We start from the raw sequence: 23291 nt of genomic DNA, 5'->3' as shown, positions 1-23291 counted from the left end.
CAACTATTTAGAGGGAATAAAGCGACACCAGAGCGCCGTTACTATCAATGGCTAGATACATCAAGGGGGGCAAACTCAATAATTTTATGACCTCACACCTATTTGGTCCCAATGTAGAAATTTACCTTTGTTGTCCTTAGGTAGTTATTAGGATAATCATTTCGTTTAATAGAAAGTTAAGTTTAACTTTGTGTGATCTTTGGGAATTATTTTCAAAAGATCGCTTTACAGGGTTTGGGTACTTGGATTACATTTGTAGTCACTGGACTACAAATGTAATCAAGGAGCGTAAATGGAGATTACCGATGCTGAGTTCGAAGTTATGGAGGCGATGTGGCAAGGGGCGCCTGCTACGGCGCGGGAGCTGTATCAGAGGTTGCATTCGCGCAAGTCATGGCAAGAGAAAACGGTTAGGTCTTTAATCAGCCGTTTAGTTAAGAAAGGCGCCCTTTCTTTTGAAAAAGCAGATAGAGGTTATTTGTATTCACCTTGCATTGAGAGGGGGGAGTATCAGTTAAAGCAAGGTCGGAGTATTCTGGACCGCTTGTTTGAAGGGCGGGTATCTCTTTTCTTTTCTGGATTTGCCTCCAGTGGTGAACTTAAACGAGATGATATTGAGGAATTAAAGGAGTTAATTAGAAACTGGGAGCAGGAAAATGAGTAGCTGGGTGTTTCAGCAGCAACTTTTTTTCTCTTTTCTAGCAATTCTAGTGTTACTTGGTGATCAGTTTCTTAGTAAACGTCTTGGTTCTGTTTTTGTATACAAGCTGTATTTGCTGATCCCAGTATGCTTAGTGTTAGCCAATTTGTCAGCCTCTGATACTTTTAATTTAGAGTTCGAGCAAGCGACACCAACAATTCAAGCCGTCAGCAGTGGTTATAGTAATGTCACTGACTCAGTGTCTGAGGTGTTGAACCCGGTATCTGAAGCTCGCTCGTTTGATTGGATAGGCACTGTCTGGTGGTCTGGGTTTGTATTTCTTTTGTTCATACTGGTAATAAGCTTTCTGAAAGTTAGCTTTTTACCCTTGGCGCCACGCTCAGGCTTTTCTTCTGAAGAAAATTGTAGAGAAAAATTTTTCACATCCAGGAAGATATCAAGTCCTATCTTGATTGGTTTTGTTTCACCGAAAATAGTGCTGCCTGAGAACTATGGTCAAATTTACAGTAATAGGCAGTTGTCATTAATTTTTTCACACGAGGAGGTGCATGCAAAAAGATACGACAACTTATGGAATTTGTTAGCTTTAATTGTGGTTATTACATTTTGGATAAATCCGCTGGCATGGGTTCTGCTATATAGATTTCGCTTATTTAAAGAGTGTTCATGTGACGAGATTGTGCTTGCGAATGCAGTAAAATCTGACCGTTTGGAATATGCCAAAACTATGGTGATAACCAATGAGTTGAAGACTGATTTTGGTATTCTTCAGTCACATTATGGAGATAAAAGAACAATGATTACAAGGATTGAAAGAATGAAGAACAAGTTTATACCTTCTAAAATACTCAATATTACAACTAAGGGATTTTGTCTGTTGGTCGGGTGCTTGTCGATAGTCTGGGGGCAAGCTGTGGCGGGAGAGAAATCAAGTTTGCAGAGCTTGGGAACCTTTTCCTCACTATATCGCCAGCCCCCACGTCAAGCATTCTTTGCGGGAGTACAGGGGGAAGTATTACTGCAATTTAATGTAGCCGAGGATGGGGAAGTTTCGAATATTAAAGCTTTGCAGGTTGTGACTTCCGGGGGATTTGAGGATCAGTTTGTTGAAAATGCAACCTTCCTCGTTAAGAATGCAGCATTCCAGACAAAGGGTAAGCTTGTCGAAGATGTTAAATACATTGTTCGTTATCACTATGCAGGCGTCGGTACATCTGCTGAGGCTCGTGATGAAGCCCTAAAGAAGATGCCGAAAAGAGATATAAAATTACTGCCTTACTCTATTCCTGACTCCGAGGCAACGCATAGCTTTAATATTGACCAGTCTTTATATGCGATTAAATCCCATTTTCCCCGCTACCCTTCTAAGGAGTTGGAAATGATGGGTGTGAGTGCGGAAGCTACCGTGGAGTTTGATGTTAATTCCAGTGGAATTCCATTTAATGTCCGGGTCATTGACTTGGAAGTTCAGGACCAATACAGAGATTTATTTATGGAGGAAGCTCAGCAGGCCTCTGAGCTCTATGTCTTCAGCAATCAAACATCTTCAACTGTTGAAGGAGTTAGAGTAAAGCTCAAGTGGCAGCCCTCAATTCAGATTGTGCAGAGATAGGGTTTGTCACTTTGTAGTTTGGTGGCGAAACCTAAATGTTTAACTGCAGATGGGCCCATTGTGGCCCATTTGTAGTTCGAGTTCTCCTCCAGACAGCCGCATTAGGTTTCTAAAGGGCATCAAATATTATCTTTTGAGTGCTTGATTGAAAAAGCTGCCATGAAACCGAAGATGTTCCTCAATAAAGCTGGCGATAAAGTAATAGCTGTGGTCATAGCCGGAATGGCGGCGAAGTTGGAGCGGGTAGTTACTTACTTTGGCAACCGCTTCGAGCATCTCGGGTTTCAGCTGTTCAACAAGAAAGCTATCAGCTTCCCCTTGATCCACCAACATCGGCACAGACTTCTCGGCATTTTTGAGCAGTTCGCTGCTATCGTAGTCTCGCCAACTATCCCGATCTTTGCCTAAATAGGTTTCAAAGGCTTTTTGTCCCCACGGACACTGAGAAGGATTGCTAATGGGGCTGAAGGCTGATGCGGAAACATAACTTGTCGGATTGCGTAGGGCGATTATCAGTGCGCCATGGCCCCCCATTGAATGTCCTGCAATGGCCCGCTGTGTTGTCACAGGGAAGGTGCTCTCGATAAGTGCCGGCAGTTCTTCCACCACATAATCATACATGTGGTAGTGGCGACTCCAGGGCGCTTGGGTGGCGTTGATATAAAATCCAGCACCTTGCCCCAGATCATAGGCTTCATCATCGGCAACAGATTCTCCACGGGGACTGGTGTCGGGAGCAACGATGGCTATCCCCAGTTCGGAGGCAATCCGCTGGGCTCCTGCCTTTTGCATAAAATTCTCATCGGTACAGGTCAGACCTGACAGCCAGTAGAGCACCGGAACCTTGTGCATTTGTGAAGCTTGCGGTGGCAAATAAATAGCAAAACGCATTTTGCAGTTAAGTGACTGAGAGTCGTGAAGGTATTGCTTGTGCCAGCCGCCAAAACTCCGGTTGGCACTGATATTTTCAATAGACATGATGGATAGCCCTAATTGGACCACCTCCAAGGGATGGCCCAATTGATCATTGCTGGTTATTGATCGAAGTGAATGACGGTGCGGATACTTTCGCCTTTATGTAACAGATCGAAAGATTTATTGATGTCATCCAGGCTCATGGTGTGGGTGATAAAGTCGTTGAGCTGGAATTCGCCATTCAGGTAGCGCTCTACGTAGTCTGGTAATTCGGAGCGTCCTTTAACGCCGCCGAATGCGGACCCGCGCCAGACTCGGCCTGTTACCAGCTGGAAGGGACGGGTGGAGATCTCCTGGCCGGCACCAGCTACACCGATAATGACCGATTCACCCCAGCCCTTGTGGCAGCACTCCAGAGCGGAGCGCATCACATTGACGTTGCCGATGCATTCGAAGGAGTAATCCACACCGCCCTCGGTGAGTTCGACAATGACTTCCTGAATTGGCTTATCGTAGTTGTTGGGGTTGATGCAGTCCGTCGCCCCCAGTTTGCGGGCTATTTCAAACTTGCTTTCATTGATATCGATGGCAATGATTCGCGAGGCCTTTGTCATGGTAGCGCCGATAATCGCCGAAAGGCCAATGCCCCCAAGGCCAAAAATCGCAACAGTATCGCCTTCTTGAACTTTGGCGGTGTTCATCACAGCGCCCATACCAGTAGTGACACCACAACCCAGCAGGCAGACTTCCTCTAACGGTGCAGCCGGATTTACTTTTGCCAGTGAAATCTCTGGCAGTACGGTGTACTCCGAAAATGTCGAGCAGCCCATATAGTGGTAGATGGGCTTGCCATCTTTATAGAAGCGTGTGGTGCCGTCGGGCATCAGGCCTTGCCCCTGAGTTTCACGGATCTTTTGGCAGAGGTTCGTCTTGCCGGACTTGCAGAATTTACACTCGCCACATTCTGGGGTGTACAGGGGGATCACATGATCACCCTCTTTGACACTGGTAACCCCTTCACCGACATGCACGACAATACCGCCACCTTCATGGCCCAAAATACAGGGGAATTTGCCTTCCGGGTCGTCGCCAGACAAGGTGAAAGCATCGGTGTGACACACTCCCGATGCAATGACCTTGATCAATACTTCACCAGCCTTTGGCAGCATGACATCCACTTCTTCGACCGATAACGGTTGGCCAGGCCCCCAAGCGATGGCGGCCTTCGACTTGATAAATTGTTCAGACATAAGATTACTCGCTGTTAAACCATGTCATTCAGGGCCTGAAGTTGGCTGGCCCCGCTGTGACGACTGGGGAGCCATTATATTGATTGCAGAATTGATTATAATTGGGTGTTTTTGAAACTTACTTTTACATATTTGCAATAATGAAAGACTGGGAAGGCATTACGGAGTTCGTTTATGTTGCTGAAAGCGAGAGCTTTACCCTCGCAGCGCAGCGGCTGGCTATTTCTACTGCTAAAGTCAGCCGCCAGGTCAGTGCTTTGGAGAGCCGTTTGAATGTCAAACTGCTATATCGAACCACGCGCAAGGTGTCACTGACACAAGAAGGTACGCTGTTTTACCAGCATTGCCGGGGGGTGCTCGATGGGCTGGAGGCGGCGGAACGAGCAGTAACTCAATTACAGAGCCACCCACAGGGCAAAATCAAACTGACGGCACCGGTCACTTATGCTGAAAAGAAGGTTGCACCACTGATCAATGATTTTGTGATTCAAAACCCCAAGATTGAGGTCAATGCCTATTTCACCAATCGCCAGGTTGACCTTATAGATGAGGGTTACGATATCGCCATACGCCTGGGTAAGTTGCAGGACTCAACCTTGATGGCAAGAAAGTTGGCGGATCGGCGAATTCATCTATGCGCCTCACCGGATTATCTTGAAGAGCACGGGACCCCACATTCCTTGTCTGAATTGAACAGGCACAACTGCCTGCTGGGAACACTGGATTACTGGCGATTCAATACCAGGGAAGGAGAAAAAAACCTTAGGGTCAAAGGTAGCCTTCGTTACAACAACGGCGGGGCGCTTTTAGATGCAGCGCTAAAAGGCCTGGGGGTTGTGCAGTTGCCAGATTATTACGTCGAGCAATATATCGCTGAAGGAAAGTTAATCAACCTCTTAAGTGATCTCGAAGATAGGGATGAAGGGGTATATGCAGTTTACCCCGGCAATCGATATATCGCGCCGAAAGTCAGGCTGCTGATTGATTATCTAGCCGAGTATCTCACTTGAGAAAAGGGGGGAGGCAGATTAAGGGTTTGGTGTAGTAAAGGGTTCATAGTGATTTATTACTAGCGGAGGTGGTTTCTTCAATTTGTTGGCTTACCCACTTACTGCAGAATACCGCAATCCGTTTCCATTTTGGCTCTAGCATTAAATAGTGACCATAACCTTCCGCCCGGTAGAAGGTGGTATTTTTACCTTGCCGCTCCGCAATTAACTGTGATGTGGAAGGTGGAATTGCCAGGTCATCGGTTCCCGAAACCATTAAAGTGGAGCAATTGATTTTTTGATAGTCAATTCTGGTTGTTTTATTGCTGTCAAAAATCCAGAAGAACAATTCAAATAGGACTTGCCCAGATTCAGGACCTAATCGATCGAAGACCTTGTGCTGGTCGTCTGGATTAAGTTTATTCAACCCGAATTTCGCCATTGTCGCGAAATCCGGTAACAGGATATCATTCCAAAATTCACCCGCAGCCATAAACAACTTGCCCAGCGCACGCTCTTCTTCTGTGGTGGGCAGTATTCCCCAGTTCACGCTTCCGTTAAGCAATACGATTGCCCGTGCCAAATCCATCGTTGCCAATTTTTGTGCAATAACACCGCCCAGGGAGTGGCCGACTAGTACAGGTTTTTGATCTAAAGATTGTACAAATGCCCGGATGTCATCAACGTAGTCGGTAATACTCAGTCCTTTAAGGTGCTGCTGATTTTGTTCTGACTTTAGATCTTGATGGTAGCGGTAGCTTGGGCTGTGACAATAGAATCCTTCCTCTTCAAAATGCTGGTGGAAGTTCTCCATTGTCCAGGGGCCGGCATTGGTTCCGTGGATAAAGACGATAGGGGTATCCAAAGCCGGCTCCCGGTTTTTCAAGGCTTCCTTAGACTTTAGATGCGAGGATATCCGCAGTCATAATTTGTGGTTCTGATGCGAGCAGTTCATCCGCTTTGCCAAGCAATGCTGCAGCGATCTTGCCGTTAAGATGTGCAGTTAAGCCGTCTTCATCGCTAAACGTGTCGAAAATAGCAAATCGCGTAGCGTTGATTTGTACGGCATACCAGCTCAGGGTTCCTTGCTCTTCCACAGCGAGTGGTTGGGCTGAGGTGAGTAGCGCTTTTACTTCATCAGCCTTATCCGCTTTGGCGTCGATCAGTGCCACGATGGCCAGCTTTGCTTCAGTCATTGTTTTCTCTCACGTTGTTTGGTGATGAGTATCCTAGGGGAAGCTTAGGCTTGACTATCAGTGTCCAAAAAGACAATGATCAGACAAAATTCGCCACTTTGAGGATTTATGGCCCAGATAGTCATCTTGTCTATGCCAGGAGTTTTGCCGTCGGCCTTGGCTGGCGTTCAGGATATGTTTGCCCTGGGTGGCCTCCGCTTATCTGAAAGCCAGCACTCCCTGGACCCAGCCTATCAACAGTCCTGGTCCCCCGAAATCCTAGTCGCCAGTGCTGATGGCGCCGACATTGTAGACGGGCAGGGCAGGCACTTTCCTGTAGGCCATGGGATATCACAAATATCCAGTTGCGATGCCGTGATAGTCCCCGGATTTATGCCCAACCAGTTTGGTGTGCCCCCTGAAAAGTTACTGGACCAATCGACTTGCGAATGGTTGCGAACCCGATATAGGCGCGGGGCAATTATCGCGGGTTCTTGTAGTGGCGTTTTGGCGCTGGGTGAAGCGGGTCTGTTAAATGGACGGCAATGCACAACCACCTGGTGGTTACACAATGAGTTGAAATCCCGCTTTAGTAATGCCTGCCCGCTATGGGCTAGTGGACTATTGGTAGATGAAAATATAGTGACAGCGGGTGGCCCTTTATCTTGGGTAGATGTAACTCTACAAGTGATCAAGATGCTAGCTGGCGAAGAAGTTGCAACCAAAGTGGCTGATCTCGCTGTTGTGGATTCCCACCCGCGTTCGCAAACTTTGCATGTACCAAAAGGCTACCAGGTATCAAAAGAGCAGTTTCTGGTGGATGCTGAAAATGTGGTTCGTCAATATTTTGGTCAACAGTTAGGCAGCCAGTTGCTTGCAAAAGAACTGTCGATATCCGAGCGAACATTACACCGGAGGCTAAAGCAGTTAACAGCGCAAGCACCCAAACAATTTATCGATAGCGTCCGTATGGAGTACGCTCGCAGCCTTTTACTAAACCCAGCCAATAAAGTTGCCAGTGTTGCGCAAGAATTAGGCTATTCCGATGATGCAGTATTCCGACGTGTATTTAAGTCGCATGTGGGTATGAGTCCCAGTCAATTTAGGCAGAAATACCAGAAAAGCTGATTTTTTTGGTGATAGAAGTCAGCGCCCCAGGTTCCTGGAAAAAGCTAAGGAGCCTCTGAATAACTCTGTAATGCCTCTGCGGGTCTTGAAGGCTGCAGATGTTAGGCGCAGCTCGCCGCGAATGGCTCAGTCCTTTGCAAGAGCTGCAACGCAGCAGCTGTGGCCTTCAAGGCCCGCCCTTCGGGGCTTGCAGAGCAATTCACACTCCGCGTTGCGACTTCTTGAAAGGTCTAGACATTCCTGCGAAGCCGCGCCTTGATTGTGAACCGCTCTGCAAGCCAGAGGTATCACGGAGTTATTCAGAGGCTCCCTAAGTTAATTTGGCGGTAGATAGACATTCACCGTCTGTGCAATCTCCTGCGATAGTTCTTTCCCAAATAAGCAGGTGACGAGTTCAAAAGCGAACTCGATAGCGGTCCCGGGTGATTGGCTGGTCACCAAGTTCCGGTCGACAACCACTCTCTGATCACTAGTTTCCTTCACATATTGACTAAGTTCACCGCGAAAAGTCTTGTAGCAAGTGGCCTTGAAATTGGTAATTAACCCTTGCCGACCAAGAACGATTACCGGAGCAGTGCAAATTGCCCCTAGCCAGCGGCCCGACTCAAGTTGCTCTCGGATGAGCTTTATTAGGTGGGCCGAGTTATGCATTTGCTCGGCACCTTCCTTGCCGCCTGGCAGAGCTATTAGATCCCACGTAGAGTCCAAACAATCCTCTATGGAGCAGGGGGCTTCAATAACAAGGTTACGCAGGGTAGTTATACGCCTACTTGGCATAATCGATGCCAAGGCCAGCTCTGCATTCGTTCGGCTCAAAATATCGTAGATGGCAATAGTTTCGATATCCTCATTACCATCGGCGACGGGAATCAATATGTTGGGCATTGATATAACTCCAAATTATTTAGATTATCTATACGCTTTTAAAACTAAAAATATACCTTTGTATCTTTCGTCTTTAATAATTTATAGCTAATGTGCATTGCGAAAATGTTTGCGCCAATTTGAATGCTATTTGAGTTGGATAAGGATTGCTGGTGTAAGTCAAACTAAATTGTAGTTGAGCAGCTGTATTTAGCTGATTTTTTGTACCATTTATATGGCTGACTATCATTTAAAGGCAGAACTAAAGGTGATTTTTAATTGTTTCATTATTAATGACATGAGTGGACTTATTCTTAAGGGGGGGTTAAATGCAAGAATAGAATGCAAACCACTCATATTAGGAGTATGCAATATACTAACCATAACTGCCAAAATGTTCGAAGTGCCAAAATTTTTGGTACGGTTAATACAATTTGATACTTGAGGCCCTTTAAGAAATATAAGCTTTTATCTGATAGTATTAAACATTTAAAGTCAAAGTGATTTTGTTTCGTGGAACTAGGCAATTAAACCTTTGGGTCGACCATGCCGGCAGTTCTGTTATTCCTTTATATCTAATAAGTTGGGGCAGTTATGAATTGCATCTACAAGCAAGTACTTGTGATTTTAGCCGTTTTTCTTGTATCTGCATGCGGCGGCAGTGGCGGCGGAGATGGTGACGGTAATACGGGTGGAGGATCCAGTTTTCGAATCACAGAGGAGAATGCCAATGTGGTTGCTTCACAAGCCATGGACTCAACTGCCACTATATTAAAGCTTGGAATACAGCTACAAGAAGCTCTTGATGCCACAATTCTATCTGGAGAGGAAAGTTATGAGTTTTACTGTGACGGTTCTGGAAGTATCTCCATTGATGTGGTGAGCGAAGCAGAGGTGCTTGTAAAATTTAACAGTTGCGAGAACTCGCAGCTAGAGATTGGATTTAGTGGGCAGGCTGAGTTAATCCCCGAATCTGTATATTCTAATTCTGCTCAAGAAGTTTTCTTTCAAGGACGAGTCAATATTGATGAGGATTTAAGTTTACATGATAACACCTACGTATCTGTACTAGGTAGCTTCACCCTCGGTTTACAGGCAACCTGGTACGGTGATGTTATTGATGTGAAACATATTTCTGAGAACCCACTCAAACTAAGAGATGAGTCAAACAGTATTACTTTTTCCAAGATAGAGGCAAATATTGAATATGACCTAGATCAAGGTTTAAACATGTGGCCTAGGTCGAACTTCTTTGGCGAATATTCTGTGAAGTTAAATAGTAGTTTACTAGGAGGCGAGATCAGTTGTGATACCAAAGAGCCATATGGTATGGGAGCGTGGAATCCGAAAGATTTTGAAATTTATTGTTCTGACAGTAACCCTGATGTTTTGCTTCTTAGTGAGGGGTATGCTGGAGGGACTATGGATGTATCAATTCTTGACGTAGACAGCCAGGAGTATCGCCCAGTTTTAGGCATGTACTGGAATGAGTTTGAATCAGTTTATGAGTATCAACCTGGATTCCCTCAACCAACCTTTGAAGTTCCTGGACTCCCATCTATTGAATTCAGTATGGATATCAATGATGCGGTTTACTCCTCGAGTTCGGGCTATTTTTATATAGCCATACCTGACAATGGGTCAGAGTATGCCAATCACTTGATAGAGTATGAGCTATCGTCAATGAGTATCACCCGTAGTCTTGCACTAAAGGGGGAGGCTGGTCCGCTGGCAATATCTGGTGATGGATCAATTTTGTATCTGGGTTATATTAATTTTCCTGAAGTGCAGCGTGTAGATCTTTCTGATTTTACCCTATCAACTTTACTTGATTTGGGAGAAGAGGATGGGAGACTGCATTATCCACGCAATATAACAGTATCTCCAGCTGCTAACGATACGGTTGCTGTTGCGACTTACCATCTAGGGCTTGACTCAGATAGTAAATATTCGGCAAAAATAAAATTTTTCCGAGATGGGGTTGAGCAATCGGTTGTGGGAGATTGGTTTTCTAGTCCAACACGAGTCACTTTTGATGAGATTGGAAGCAGATTAATTACATACACAGATGATTCAACCGCCTATGATATTGACGTTTTTTCGGTCGGTATAAATGGGTTGGATCATGTACTGAACTTAAAAGATTATGCAAGTGGACCTTCCGACATTCTTATGTATGACGGGGCTCTTTATAATGGAATTGGAACTGTAGTTAATCCAGACTCCGGGGAATTGTATGGTAGAAATTCAGTTGTTAACGGATATGATAATGAGGAATATCGAAAGCTTGCGCCTTTGATTACACCGGGTGGTGAATATACCTATATATTTGCTAAATATCTTGAGATATATGACCGGGATCGATATACCTACTTGGGAGTATTCGATCCAGGTGTAGAAGGTAAATTTCTACGTTTAATTAACATTAATGATAACAAATTTGCTTTCGTAACTGATGCTGGAGTTAAGATATTTAGTCATGAGGATGTTCCAGTTGATCGAGATGCGAATTGTGGGCAATATTTTATTCCCGATATGAGAGTTGATCTCGATATTAGCTTTTCCGGTTGTTTGTTCGGTGATGCAGCCTACAGTGCAGAGTATGATAAAATTTATGCATCAATTCCGGGAGTTGCAGGTGTCAATGGTAATTCTATAGCTGTTATAAATAGAGAATCACTGAATTTTGAAAAATATATACCTGTTGGTTCTGAACCCTACGAACTAGAAATAAGTAAGAATGACAAATTCCTTTACATTTCTTATCTGGGTACGAATAAATACTCTGTACTTAATTTAGACGATTTATCCCTCGAAATGAATGTAGACCTGGGAACAAGGGATAACTATTCTGGACCAATTTTTGCTGGTGATCTGGAACCTTTCCCTACAGATGAAGGCAGTGTGCTTATTTCTACAGCCAGGCAGGGGTATACCACAAATTTTGAAGGAATGGAGGTATATGTGGATGGCATTAAACTATCGACAAGTTCAAGTGACATTCCTGCTGGAATCCGTGCAAACCGTATCCGTTTCGCAGGTGATAATTTAGTATTTGGTTATAATACTGATAGTACCGGTTTTGAAGTGAGCGAATTCAAAGTTGATTCTAGTGGAGTCACCTTCGTCAATGAGTATGATGATTTAATTTGGGGATTTCCAAATGAAATCGCTTATTCTTCCGAGAGACTATATAGCTCACTTGGATATGTGATTAATACTGATTCCATGGAGCTAGTTGGACAGATGGAAGGCTTGTCGACAGATAATTGGACACGCCATCATTTTGTAATTGATGAAAACCGGGGAGTGATGTATTTGTATGCATCAATGTTGACATCTGCCAATGACCCAGCACTCAAGGTGTTTAGCCTGGATACATTTGAAGAGTTAGCTTCAGTGAAAATGCCGACATTTGCGATTCTTCTGGGGGAAGGCAGGGCGCTCATTGATCTTAATGAAGATGAATTACTTGTCGTGCTTGGGGGTGTTATGTACATAATTAATAAGGATGATATTTTACATTAAACAAGAAAATGGGCCCGGGAGGGCCCATTTTAGTTACACTGAATGAAATTAAGTACCTTATACTAGAGTACGCTGCATCCGATATCTTCAATCTTCCATTTTTTAGTGACTGTGCTGCCACATTGCGCTTAATGACACTGCCGGTCCGGTTGGTATGTACTTCCGGACCTTTGGCGATATCCAGACCGCGAACTGTCACATCGGTGGCCACTAGAATTGAGGCGATCAGGCAATTGTGAGCCTCAGTGTTGCTCCCTTTCCCCTATTCATAATTCCAGCAGTCCAGCTAATGCCGTTTGCAGTAATAGCCAATCCAAGAGAGTGGCTGCCCAGGGTAGTCGTAAGCGGAAAGAAGCGGGCTAAATTTGTTAGTTGTGATTATTTATGATGTATTCCAGGTGCCTTGTATCAGTGCCGCAGCAGCCGCCCAATATATTGAACCCGCTATTCTGATTTAAGTGAAGCATAAGATTACCCCATTCCGATATGCTGTCGGAGTGCGTTGTTTTGCTGTTTTCTAGTTCATTGTGCGTTAGTGATGAAGCATTGGCTTGTATGCCGATTAGTCTGTCAGGTAATTGACTTGAAGCGTTTAGAAAAGAAGGATGAGAACAATTAATAAAGTACCCAGAAGGTTTAGGCGAAACCTGGTGATCAATATGTGAAATTGCTTCTTGAATGGTATGGCCATCTAAAAGGCGGCCATCTGAGCCAATGACAAAGCTAATAAAATATGGCTTAGAGTACTTTGACATTAGAGATGCAATGCCAAGTGCCTCTGGTATAGCTGGTAGGGTTACTCCCATGAGGTAGTCAGCATTAGAGGCTCCGAGCTTATCAATTTGCCAACGATGATAAGAAAGAGATTCTTTGTAAGTTAGGCCTTGCTCTGGTTTGTAGCAGTCATTTTTACAGCCGACTAGGCCTCCTACATATACATTTCCTTCTTTTGGCAAGATATTCGAAAGAAAATTAACAGCGTCTTCATTGATAGACGTAGGTGCCTTGGCTAGAGAAACTCTCTCTGAGCTGGCCCTCCATGTGGGAGTTGCAAGCAAAAGAGGGAGTTTTGCATCAATTGCAAGGTTTATGTATTCACTGTAGATTCGTTTAAGGCTTTCAGCACCAGCTTTGCTATAGATTAATTTAGCATGGTCGACATGGCTGCAAAGGCTTATATCTTTGTTACGCCTGACTCTTTCGAGTATGGCCGCTTCAGTAAGAATCAACTTTTCTGAAAGAATTCCTTGCATAATGCTCTCCGATGTAAGCGGTCGGGCGCTGAAGTTGAGCACCCAGTTATAAGTTTAAACTTCATACTGCCGCCATTAAAGTTGCCATGCAAGAAAGACTAGGATTAAAACCCAACTACTGACAAAGTAAACTCCAATGAGCGATAAAGTGTACTTTGGTACTTTTGGAGCGAATGAGCTGCATAACCAATTCCCACTGCAAAACCAGCGAGTGTAAGGGCAGAAAATATGATTAGCTGGATGTCGTTAGTGGTTAAGGACTCAGCCCTAGATATAGAAGCCATTATTAAAAGTAATGGGCTCAAACATATCCAGCAAGCTCCATATTTATAGTTTTTAGCTTCCATACATATGACTTATAACGCTTTGGTAAGTTGTACTGTCAGGCGCCCACTTGATTAACCTGTTAATTTAAAACGAGGGCTCTCAAATGAAACCATGATGCCAGTTTCAGGAGGGATCTTTGGGTAATTGCGCTCATGTGTAACATGGTGCTTGCTGAAACGAAAGGGTTTTTATTTTTTGGGGCAAAGCTTGTCTCACATGATAAGTCTTTGCTCCAATATAAATGCCATTCTCGTCAGATTACTGGCCGATCCCGTGGTATTTTGATGGAAAAGATACTGAAAGAGCTTGCCGTGTTTCTCCGTGGTCGGATTAATTGTTTTGGTATAGCCCAAGGCTATCAAAAATGTATTGATCTTGACTATTGGATACGGCGGAGATTAAGAATGAGCCATTGGAAGAACTGGCGCAGGGTGGGAGTGAGAGTCTGATTGCAGTACCGTATGGTGGGTAGTGTTGGGCCGGTAGCTAGAACCTACCGGCTGCCCGATAATTTATGTGTTCGCTAGCGAATAAACCAATACAACCCTTTAAAGCTTGGTGCAGCTAGAATATCAGTATGCCTCACTGACTGTGGATCTTCCTGCAAACCTTTCCTTAACTTGCGTAGTTTGACAATGCCTCTTATCGCCTGAGAGAAAATCAGCACTGCCAACGCTAGAATTAAGGTATCGAATCCCACTCCAAGAAGTAACGTAGATGTGAGAGTAATCAGTGCAAGGGGCCCCATTAAAAATGAGGTGATCCAACAGCTGAGCAAGTTTGAATCAATCTCACCATAGAGGTCTATTGGCTTTTTTCGAGTTCTTCTCATTTTTTTCCTACAGACAGATAAAGCCTTTGTAGCGGGCAGCTTTGCTGCGATGCAGCGCTTAAAGCTGTCCAGCCCGAAGGGCGATCGCTGACAAACTTGTTATGTGTTTGCACTGCGAGCCCCAACTATTGCAAACCAAAAAAACGCTACACCTGATAATACAACTGCAAGCGCTGTGTGGTTTGGCTCTATGCTACGGACATAAAGCAAAGGCGACGCACCCATTACCATTGACATAAATAGGTATGCAAGTTGTGGCGACCTCTTGGTGCCGTTCATTTTCTTCCGCCAAACATTCAACAGTAGAGTGCCGACTGGAATGAAAATGATCATGAACACTTCAAATATTCCCATATCTCTTTATGTCACATAACATTTATATAGTAACCATATTGACCACTATGATCCTGATTATTATTTCGGAATCAATTTCTCAACTACAACCAAAATACTGTTATAAAATCATTGGGTTAAACATAATTGTCACGACTGTGCAAACTGCAAAAAGGATCACTTTGACTACTACCCCATTTCTTATATCACTCTGTAACTCTTTGATTCATAGTTGATTATTATATTATTCGTCAGCTTTTGAAATAACAGTCAGGATAACCATGAACCCGAAGTGAGCGCAAAAGGGCAATCCCCCGGCGTCGCCAGGGGATATTCACTCGACTTAGCCTCGAATACGCCGCACCCGAAATTTACGTCCTTTCAACTTGCCGTTTTCTATTTTCTTCAGTGCTTGTGATGCCACATTGCGTTTAATCGCAACATAGGCGGTCATGTCCAGTACGTTGATCTTGCCAACATCTTTACCGTTAATCGGGCGATCGCCGCCGGTTAGGGCACCGAGGATATCGCCGGGGCGGACCTTTTGCTTCTTGCCGCCATCGATTTGAAGAGTGGCCATCGGTGCCTGGAAAGGGGGTTCACTTAATATGCTGGCGGGTGGCGGTGTATCTGGATCGGATAGTGGGTCCTGGGTTAGGTCCATACGAACCAGTTTGTGGCCCTCTTTTTCAGCAAAAAAGGAGTAAGCGCAACCGCGCTCACCGGCGCGGCCTGTCCGTCCTATGCGATGGGTATGAACTTCCGGATCTTTGGCGATATGAAAGTTGATAACCGCATCCAGCTTGTCGATATCAAGACCGCGTGCCGCTACATCGGTGGCCACCAGAATTGAAGCGCTGCCATTGGCGAAGCGAATCAGGGTTTCATTGCGCTGGCGCTGCTCCATATCACCATGCAGGGCGAGGACATTGAAGCCAGCCTGTTTCAGATCATTGGCTACTTCATCGGTTTCGCGTTTGGTGTTGCAGAAAACCAGGGTATTGACTGGTTTATCATTGAGCAGGACACGCCGAGTCATCTCCAGGCGATCCTCGAAACTCTCAGTTCTGTAAAAGCGTTGTTCGATCACCTTGTCACTATGGGCAGAATCGATTTTAACCATCACCGGTTTTTGCATCACTCGGGCGCTGAGCTTTTCAATTTCACCGGGGTAGGTAGCGCTGAATAGTAATGACTGCCGCCCAGTTGGCACCTGCGCCAGAATAGTGTCGATAACGTCCTGGAATCCCATATCGAGCATTCGGTCGGCTTCGTCAAAGACCAGCGTATCGACATGCTCTAAGGAGAGTGTTCCTTTGCGCAGGTGTTCTTCGATACGTCCTGGAGTACCAACGATGATATGGGCTCCATGGGCCAGGGAGCCGATCTGCGGGCCGAAAGGCATGCCGCCGCAGAGAGTCAGAATCTTTATGTTGTGAATTGCTCGTGCCAGTCGGCGTAGTTCCTGCGCAACCTGGTCTGCCAATTCCCGTGTTGGGCACAGAATCAGCGATTGAATCCGAAAGCGGCTGACATTGAGCCGGTGCAGCACCCCCAAACCGAAGGCGGCCGTTTTACCGGAACCGGTTTTTGCCTGGGCGATAACGTCCTTGCCGTCAAGAATGATCGGAAGCGTTTTGGCCTGAACCTCGGTCATGGACTTGTAGTTGAGTGACGCCAGGTTTTTCAGCAGGGCGGGGTTTAGGGGGAGATCGGAAAAAGGTGCAGTCAAGGTGAATCCTGGAGTCGTTAAATGTCAAATACGCGTATTACACAAGCAGTAGGGAAAGTGATCGTCACCTACTTAGCCTTTGTGAACGCTGCAATTTTGCAGTTTGTGCAATACAAAATTTGTATGGAATTTTAACAGTTAACCCTGAAGAAACCTATGAATCACCTTGTTCCCGTTAAAGTCTCTTCTATCCAGATTATCTTCTTGTGAAATGAGAACTGGGGCACTGGGTAGCATAAACCCGGTGCCCCAATTTACTAACGTCAGCTTTGCTTACCTTTGCGGGCTTTCCATTGATAGAAAACCCCGGGCATCACTAACAACACAAACAGCAGTGTGGTTATGGTGCCGCCCACCATTGGTGCTGCGATCCGTTTCATAACATCTGCGCCGGTGCCATCGGAAACCATGACTGGTATCAATGAAATTAACAGTGTCAGGCTGGTCATTAGCATCGGGCGAATACGGCCAGCTGCCGCTTCGGCAACAGTCGCAGTATTGCCGCGCTCAGAGTTATTTCCGGCGGCAGATAAGTAGTGCAGCATTAATAACCCCATCTCAGCGGCGAGACCAGCCATGGCAATCATGCCGACCCATACAGCAACGCTCAGTTTGTAGTCGAGCAGGTACAACAGCCAGAAGGCGCCGATCAGTGCCATTGGCATAGCGGTGAGTACAAACAAGGTGTCGGATAGCCTGCCTCTATGCAGATACAGGAGGAAGCACACAGCCAACAGGGTCAGGGGCACTAACCATTGCAGGCGGGACTTGGCGCGCTCCAGGTATTGGTATTGGCCGGCCCAGGCGATACGTTGCCCGGGAATCAGATTAACCTGATCGGCAACAACCTGCTTTGCGCGATTAACATAATCTGCAACGCCGATATCGCCCTTCAAGTCGACAAATACCAAGCCCACCAACTGCCCATCCTCATTGCGGATCATGGGCGGGCCAGTGCGGAAGTCCAGATCAGCCAGCTGGTTCAGGGGCACTTGGGAACCATCAGAGGCGGGGACCAGGATTTGTTCCAGCTGTTCAGGAGTATCCCGGTAGTCGCGGGCATAGCGCACTAACACATCGTAACGTTCGCGGCCTTCGATGGTCTGGGTTGCGGCCAGGCCACCAGCCGCTGCGGCGATCACATCTTCGATATCCTGTACATTCAAGCCGTGGCGGGAAGCCCGTGCGCGATCGATATCAAAGTCCAGGAAGTAACCGCCGGTTAGACGCTCGGCGAAGACGCTTCGGGTTTGCTCCGAAGTGCGTTGGTCACTGCGCAGTGCTTCTTCGATGGCCAAAGCGGTCTGTTCGATCTCCTCCAGGTTGTCTCCAAACACTTTGATGCCGAGCTGGCTGCGAATGCCGGTGGCGAGCATCTCAGTGCGGGTTTGGATGGGCATCCACCAGATATTGGGCATGCCCGGATAGCGCAGCTTTTCATCCATTTCCGCCAGTAGGTCGTCCCAAGTCATGCCGGGGCGCCACTCACTTTTAGGCTTCAGGGTGATTACGGTTTCTACCATTGAGAGCGGTGCAGGATCGGTGGCGCTATTGGAGCGGCCAATCTTGCCAAAGACATGCTCAACTTCTGGGAAAGCTTTCAGTTCCTCGTCCATTTGTTGGAGCACCTTGCCCGCTTCGGTAACCGACATGCCGGGTAGGGCGGTAGGCATATACAGGATGCTGCCCTCATTGAGCGGCGGCATAAACTCACCACCTAGTTTGCTAATGGGGTAGGCCACGGAAACCAGAGCTAATACCGCGAGAGTGGCTACAACTTTGCGTTGCCGCACACAGAAGTGAATCACTGGCTGTAGTGTATGGACTAAAACGCGGGAAATCGGATTTTCCCTGTTGCGAATTTTGCCACGCATAAGCAGTACAGCGAGCGCTGGAATCAAGGTGATTGCCAATAGGGCGGCGAAAGCCATGCTGTAGGTTTTGGTGTAGGCGAGGGGTTTGAATAGGCGGCCCTCGGTAGCTTCCAGCGCGAATACCGGCAGGAATGAAACCGTGATAATAATCAGGGAGAAGAAAATACTCGGCCCGACTTCCTGCATTGCCCGAACGATTAGCGTTCTTTTCTCGCCCGGAGACAATTCCTTATCGCCATTGGTTGCCAGCTTTTTGTGGATGTTATCCACCATTACCACTGCCGCATCCACCATGGCACCGATGGCTACGGCAATACCTCCCAGTGACATAATGTTGGCGGTAAGCCCTTGTAGGGACAGTGGAATAAAGGCCAGTAAAACTGCAATCGGCAGAGTGATTACAGCTACCAATGCGGAGCGGGCGTGGAGTAGGAAAATAGCGATCACAGCGGCGACCACCAGCATCTCTTCAATCAAGGTGTTCTTGAGATTGTCGATCGCACTATTAATTAATTGTGAGCGATCATAAGTTACTACCAGCTCAACGCCTTCCGGTAAGCCCGCACGGACTTGCTTGATACGCTCTTTAACTCTCTCAATAACCTTGAGGGCATTTTCACCGTAGCGCATCACTACGATGCCACCTACGGTCTGGCCCTCGCCGTCCAGCTCGGCAATACCGCGCTGCATCGCAGGCCCCAGAGTAATATCCGCTACCTGATCCAAAGTCACCGGAATCTTTGCCGCATTGACCCCGATCACCACCTCTTCGAGATCGTCAACACTGCGGATATAGCCACGGCCACGCACCATATGTTCGTGGCCCGCGATCTCCAGTACTCTTCCTCCGGTGTCGTTGTTACTGCGGCGAATGGCCTCGACCACTTTACCAAGCGGAACCTTAAACATCTGCAAGCGATGGGGGTCGATTTGGACCTGGTACTCCTTTTCGTAGCCTCCAATGGAGGCAACTTCGGCCACGCCTTCAACAGAAGTGAGCCAATAGCGCAACTTGAAATCCTGCAGCGCACGCAGTTCTTGCAGGTCGTTGTTACCGCTTCGATCAACCAGCGCGTACTGGAACACCCAGCCCACTCCAGTGGCATCTGGGCCAAGCTTTGGCTGAACACCTTCTGGGAGCTGGTCGGCTACCTGGTTGAGGTACTCCAGAACCCGTGAGCGGGCCCAGTAAATATCAGTGCCGTCTTCAAAGATGGCGTAGACAAAGCTAAGACCAAAAAAGCTCTGGCCCCGCACATATTTGACTTTGGGCAGCCCTAACATTGCGGTGGAAAGCGGGTAGGTGATTTGATCCTCGACCAGGTCAGGGCTGCGCCCCGGCCAGTCTGTCATCACAATCACCTGGGCGTCGGACAGGTCCGGAATAGCATCCAGGGGGACACTGGTTAGCGCCCGGTATCCCGCCAGGGCTGCGATCGCTACAAGAATCAAAGTGATCCCCGGCTTACCGGCGCAGGCCCCTATAATTCGGGCAATCAGCCCTTTGGGTTCGGAATTTACCACTGCTGTACCCCCGACTTCAGGCGGCTTTCCGCCGCGATCAGGAATACACCCGAGGTGACAATTTTATCTCCTGCCTGGAGGCCAGAACGGATAACAATCCTGTCGCTGTCGCCATAACCGGTGCGTACCTGCACCGGCTCCAGACGACCCTGGCCCAAGTCGCGGAAAACAATGCGTTTCTTGCCGGAGATCAATACTGAATCCCTGGGTACCACCAGGAGATTTCCCAGTTCGGCAGTCAACATGATGTCCGCAAACAGTCCCGGGCGCAGTTCACCATCGGTATTGGGCAGGGTCACACGCAGCCGTGCACTGCGGTTATTGTGATTAAGGAAGGGATCAATCTGGGTGAGGGTGGCTGGGATTTCCTCGTGGTAGACGTTGGTTAAACGCACCTTGGCCGGCATGCCTTTTTCTATCAGTGGCAACTGATCTTCGTAGGCGTGGGCTTCAATCCAAACTTGGCTGAGATCGGCTATGCGCAGCAGGTTGTCGCCCTTTTCAAACGCAGAGCCCGCGACAATATTCTTCTCAATAATCACACCACTGGCGGGTGCAAAAATCGGGATATAGTCCTGCGCTTTTTGTTGCTCAACCAGCCAGTCGATTTGCTCTTCAGAGAGACCCCACAACAGTAGACGCCTTCGTGCTGCTTTCTCCAGGGCGTCGCCACGTCGGCGGGCTTTTAGATACTCGTCTTGGACTGCGAGCAACTCCGGGCTGTAAACAGAAAACAGTACTTCGCCGCGTTTAACCTGCTTGCCTTCAAAATCTGCATCTAACTCACCAATCCAGCCGTCGAAGCGTAGGCTGATATCCCGCAAGCGGGTTTCGTCATAGGTAACCTGGCCGTGTAGGTGAATGGGCAAAGCGAATGGCTGTCGCTCGACGATACCGGTTTTGATACCAATGGCCTGGCGTCGGCCGCTATCCACCACAATGCTGCCACTTTGCAGTTCATCGTGGCTCACAGGCTGCAGGTTCATACCGCAAATAGGGCAGCTACCGGCTTCGGCAGCTCTCACCGATGGGTGCATCGAGCAGGTGTAATAGGCGGTATCTGAGGCCTCAGGCGCAGACTTTAGGCGCAGGCCTTTGCGATTGGTGCTCATATCAAAGGCAAGATCGACATGCTTATCGTGGCCTGTCGCTACATCTACCACCATGGGCCAGGAGCCCACCATGGCCAGTTCAATTTCACCGGTGAAGATACCGGGGCTGGATTCGCTGATATCGGCGACGGCACGCATAGCTGGCATGGCGCCCATGGCAGGCATCTCGGCTACCGCGCGAACTTCGGCTCCAGATACCGGCTCATTGTCAGCATTGCGAACTTCAATTCGAATTTGGTTTTTACCCGCTTGGGGTTGCAGCGGATCGACAGACACGGCGATCTGGAACGGGCCAGCTTGCACAAAATCGGCATTTGGAGCTGTGGCTTGTGTAGAAATTTTCTTCCAATAAAAGGCCGCGCCGGCAGCGGCTAACAGCAGGATAAGGGCGATTAAGCTCAATGTTCGTTGCTGGCTCATAGGACACCCTCCTGATTGAAGGAAAGGGGCATCTGCGCGCAAAGCACATTATCAATAAACGGGGCAATGAGCAGGCTACCAATGGCCGCTATAGCTTGTTGGGAAATCAAAAGGTTCACTCCTAGAACAATCTTTCTGAAGCCGCCAGCAAATTGGGGCTGGGGCATATTTCGCTAGTCAGAGAGAAAGGGAGTGATCAAATACGCAGGCGCAAGGTGGCAAGCCAGGTTCGGTTGCCGGGGTGGGATTCTGTCGCAGTAGGAGATAATTCAGGCGTACCGAATGGCGGAGCGAGAATTTGGGGCCACTGGTAAGTTGGCGGTGGCGCCAACTGGGGAAGTTCCAGATTTAAGTGTGCGGCGGTGACGGCAACTTGGTGGTCGTCCAGCGAAGTCTTCAGGGAGACTTGGGCATCATAGCCACAACAGTCATCATCTGAGTCTGACCCCTTGGCCATATCATCGCAGCAGCATTCCGCTGATGGCTTGGGGTCCTCCATCATTTCGCAGGCGAGCACAGTCTGCACCTGCAACATCAGCAGGAGCAGGGCCGCCATGGCAATCAGCTTGGCGCGAAATGTGGACGAATAGTTCTTCATTACTGATAAATCATACACCAGAGGCCGGTTGCACGACAAAGGTTGCTTTCGCTATGTGACCAAGGGGTACTTCTAAGTTTTTCTTTCTTCTATTAGGGGTAATTACGGTACAGGTTAACCCTTCGGCAGAGATTTCTTGACGATAGTTAGTAGATTCCCTTCGATAAATGCCACTACAACAGCACCACAAGGTGTCTCTATGAAAGTAACTCCTCCGGTTTGCCTCCTTCTGATCTGTTTATTGACGGCACCTTCTTTTGCAGATTCTAAACGCACATCTCTCGAGGAGTTATTTGCGACTACCTATAAACATAATGAAGAGATTAACAGTGAATGGGTGCTGAGTAGGGAGCGGAACTGGGCTGCCTGGCAACGAATGAGGGCTGTTAGGGAAGCTGCTAATAGAGGGGAGGACTTGTCATACCTCAGTAAGTATGGGCTTGAGAGAAAGTCCGCGTGGTACGAGATTGATTTAGGAAAGCAACGAGCGTGGCTGACGTCATTTAGACTGCTAGGGGTACTCTCTTCTTGGTATATGTTAAAGACGAATCAGGAGGAGCTTTATGAGCTTGGTATGACTGTGGCTGAAGTGGAAAAGTTGGGTCGCTATGTTATCGCCAATGACATCAAAGAAATAAACATCCAGGCAAGATTGGATTATTTCCACAAAGAGGAAGCTGGTTACATAGGCCGGATCCTTCAAGGCGGTGAGGACTTTGCCGCTATCTATTTAGAGCTTCAAGGTAATCTTGAAGCTCTTGAACACCTCTTGGAAACTAATTGGATCATAGATCTATTCAGAAAGTTTGATAGTGAAGCTCAAGAGATATTACTGGCCTATAGCTTATCGAAATATAATTCACGAGAGGGAATGGGCCGTAGTAATTACAGTCTGGATCAAGAAGCCGAAATGTTTGTCGATAAATTTCTCTCTGGAGAGATAAACGCAATGACGAAGGAGGCTTTGGAAAGGCTTCAAGAGAAAAGGCTGGCTAAAAAAGCTACCATCAATGTGGAATTTAAGCCCCCGGTTGATTCGCCCGTAAATGAGTGCAAGTGTCCTCCCGATCAATGTTCCTACAATAATTCTTGATTATACTTAATTTAATAGATTTCCCGTCATAATCGACCGCGTGGCATGGTCTTCACTTCGAGTGGTAGTTG

At 47.2% G+C, this 23291-nt stretch carries 18 protein-coding genes; 7 read left to right on the top strand and 11 right to left on the bottom strand.

The window, feature by feature from the left end; all coding sequences use genetic code 11:
• The first annotated feature begins 292 nt into the window (after positions 1 to 292).
• Entirely contained in the window at positions 293 to 664 is a 372-nt protein-coding gene (locus ACJJIM_RS09715; RefSeq protein WP_413662093.1) for a BlaI/MecI/CopY family transcriptional regulator, read from the top strand.
• A complete protein-coding gene (locus tag ACJJIM_RS09710; protein ID WP_444913132.1) occupies positions 657 to 2273 on the top strand; it encodes a M56 family metallopeptidase in 1617 nt (538 codons plus the stop codon). Before ACJJIM_RS09715 ends, ACJJIM_RS09710 begins: the two co-directional genes overlap by 8 nt.
• 126 nt (positions 2274 to 2399) lie before the next feature.
• Here the strand turns inward: ACJJIM_RS09710 and fghA are convergent, their stop codons facing one another.
• Complete coding sequence (gene fghA / locus ACJJIM_RS09705) at positions 2400 to 3251, bottom strand: S-formylglutathione hydrolase (RefSeq protein WP_413662091.1); 852 nt, start codon at positions 3249 to 3251, stop codon at positions 2400 to 2402.
• A 56-nt stretch (positions 3252 to 3307) separates the two neighbouring features.
• Positions 3308 to 4438, bottom strand: a complete 1131-nt coding sequence (locus ACJJIM_RS09700) for an S-(hydroxymethyl)glutathione dehydrogenase/class III alcohol dehydrogenase (protein ID WP_444913131.1) — start codon at positions 4436 to 4438, stop codon at positions 3308 to 3310.
• A gap of 140 nt (positions 4439 to 4578) precedes the next feature.
• Here ACJJIM_RS09700 and ACJJIM_RS09695 point away from each other — a divergent pair, with 140 nt between their 5' ends.
• Positions 4579 to 5448 carry a LysR family transcriptional regulator gene (locus ACJJIM_RS09695; RefSeq protein ID WP_444913130.1) on the top strand — a complete coding sequence of 290 codons (870 nt, stop codon included), beginning with the start codon at positions 4579 to 4581 and terminating at the stop codon, positions 5446 to 5448.
• A 43-nt stretch (positions 5449 to 5491) separates the two neighbouring features.
• Here ACJJIM_RS09695 and ACJJIM_RS09690 read toward each other — a convergent pair whose 3' ends face one another.
• Positions 5492 to 6292 carry an alpha/beta hydrolase gene (locus tag ACJJIM_RS09690; protein ID WP_444913129.1) on the bottom strand — a complete coding sequence of 267 codons (801 nt, stop codon included), beginning with the start codon at positions 6290 to 6292 and terminating at the stop codon, positions 5492 to 5494.
• A 28-nt stretch (positions 6293 to 6320) separates the two neighbouring features.
• The gene (locus ACJJIM_RS09685) at positions 6321 to 6623 is read right to left on the bottom strand and encodes a putative quinol monooxygenase (RefSeq protein WP_444908198.1); all 303 of its coding nucleotides are present in this window, start codon (positions 6621 to 6623) and stop codon (positions 6321 to 6323) included.
• A 108-nt stretch (positions 6624 to 6731) separates the two neighbouring features.
• Here ACJJIM_RS09685 and ACJJIM_RS09680 point away from each other — a divergent pair, with 108 nt between their 5' ends.
• On the top strand, positions 6732 to 7730 hold the full coding sequence (locus ACJJIM_RS09680; RefSeq protein WP_444913128.1) for a GlxA family transcriptional regulator: 999 nt from the start codon (positions 6732 to 6734) through the stop codon (positions 7728 to 7730).
• Between the two features lie 315 nt (positions 7731 to 8045).
• Here the strand turns inward: ACJJIM_RS09680 and ACJJIM_RS09675 are convergent, their stop codons facing one another.
• On the bottom strand, positions 8046 to 8615 hold the full coding sequence (locus tag ACJJIM_RS09675) for a DJ-1 family glyoxalase III (RefSeq protein WP_444913127.1): 570 nt from the start codon (positions 8613 to 8615) through the stop codon (positions 8046 to 8048).
• A 573-nt stretch (positions 8616 to 9188) separates the two neighbouring features.
• Here ACJJIM_RS09675 and ACJJIM_RS09670 point away from each other — a divergent pair.
• The gene (locus ACJJIM_RS09670) at positions 9189 to 12122 is read left to right on the top strand and encodes a YncE family protein (RefSeq protein WP_444913126.1); all 2934 of its coding nucleotides are present in this window, start codon (positions 9189 to 9191) and stop codon (positions 12120 to 12122) included.
• Positions 12123 to 12490: 368 nt separating this feature from the next.
• Here the strand turns inward: ACJJIM_RS09670 and ACJJIM_RS09665 are convergent, their stop codons facing one another.
• The gene (locus tag ACJJIM_RS09665; RefSeq protein ID WP_444913125.1) at positions 12491 to 13375 is read right to left on the bottom strand and encodes a homocysteine S-methyltransferase family protein; all 885 of its coding nucleotides are present in this window, start codon (positions 13373 to 13375) and stop codon (positions 12491 to 12493) included.
• A 479-nt stretch (positions 13376 to 13854) separates the two neighbouring features.
• Between ACJJIM_RS09665 and ACJJIM_RS09660 the strand changes: the two genes are divergently transcribed.
• Positions 13855 to 14151, top strand: a complete 297-nt coding sequence (locus tag ACJJIM_RS09660; protein ID WP_413662081.1) for a group II intron maturase-specific domain-containing protein — start codon at positions 13855 to 13857, stop codon at positions 14149 to 14151.
• A gap of 74 nt (positions 14152 to 14225) precedes the next feature.
• On the opposite strand, the gene ACJJIM_RS09655 is transcribed toward ACJJIM_RS09660, so the two are convergent.
• From ACJJIM_RS09655 to ACJJIM_RS09635, 5 genes are all read right to left on the bottom strand, one after another.
• Positions 14226 to 14534, bottom strand: a complete 309-nt coding sequence (locus ACJJIM_RS09655; RefSeq protein ID WP_413662080.1) for a hypothetical protein — start codon at positions 14532 to 14534, stop codon at positions 14226 to 14228.
• A 676-nt stretch (positions 14535 to 15210) separates the two neighbouring features.
• Positions 15211 to 16599: an ATP-dependent RNA helicase DbpA gene (gene dbpA / locus ACJJIM_RS09650; RefSeq protein ID WP_413662079.1), complete on the bottom strand. Its 1389-nt coding sequence runs from the start codon at positions 16597 to 16599 to the stop codon at positions 15211 to 15213.
• Positions 16600 to 16862: 263 nt separating this feature from the next.
• A complete protein-coding gene (locus ACJJIM_RS09645) occupies positions 16863 to 19997 on the bottom strand; it encodes an efflux RND transporter permease subunit (RefSeq protein ID WP_444913124.1) in 3135 nt (1044 codons plus the stop codon).
• A complete protein-coding gene (locus ACJJIM_RS09640; RefSeq protein ID WP_413662077.1) occupies positions 19991 to 21529 on the bottom strand; it encodes an efflux RND transporter periplasmic adaptor subunit in 1539 nt (512 codons plus the stop codon). Before ACJJIM_RS09640 ends, ACJJIM_RS09645 begins: the two co-directional genes overlap by 7 nt.
• A 196-nt stretch (positions 21530 to 21725) precedes the next feature.
• Positions 21726 to 22127, bottom strand: coding sequence for a hypothetical protein (locus ACJJIM_RS09635; RefSeq protein WP_413662076.1), 402 nt, complete (start codon positions 22125 to 22127; stop codon positions 21726 to 21728).
• Between the two features lie 199 nt (positions 22128 to 22326).
• On the opposite strand from ACJJIM_RS09635, the gene ACJJIM_RS09630 reads away from it, so the two are divergent.
• Positions 22327 to 23220 (top strand): hypothetical protein, encoded by an 894-nt coding sequence (locus ACJJIM_RS09630; RefSeq protein WP_413662075.1) that lies wholly within the window; start codon positions 22327 to 22329, stop codon positions 23218 to 23220.
• Positions 23221 to 23291: the final 71 nt, after the last annotated feature.

Source organism: Microbulbifer maximicatervae (SeqCode) (assembly GCF_052467615.1).
Note: the sequence above shows the minus strand (reverse complement) of the source record. Positions and strands in the feature narration are given on the sequence as shown.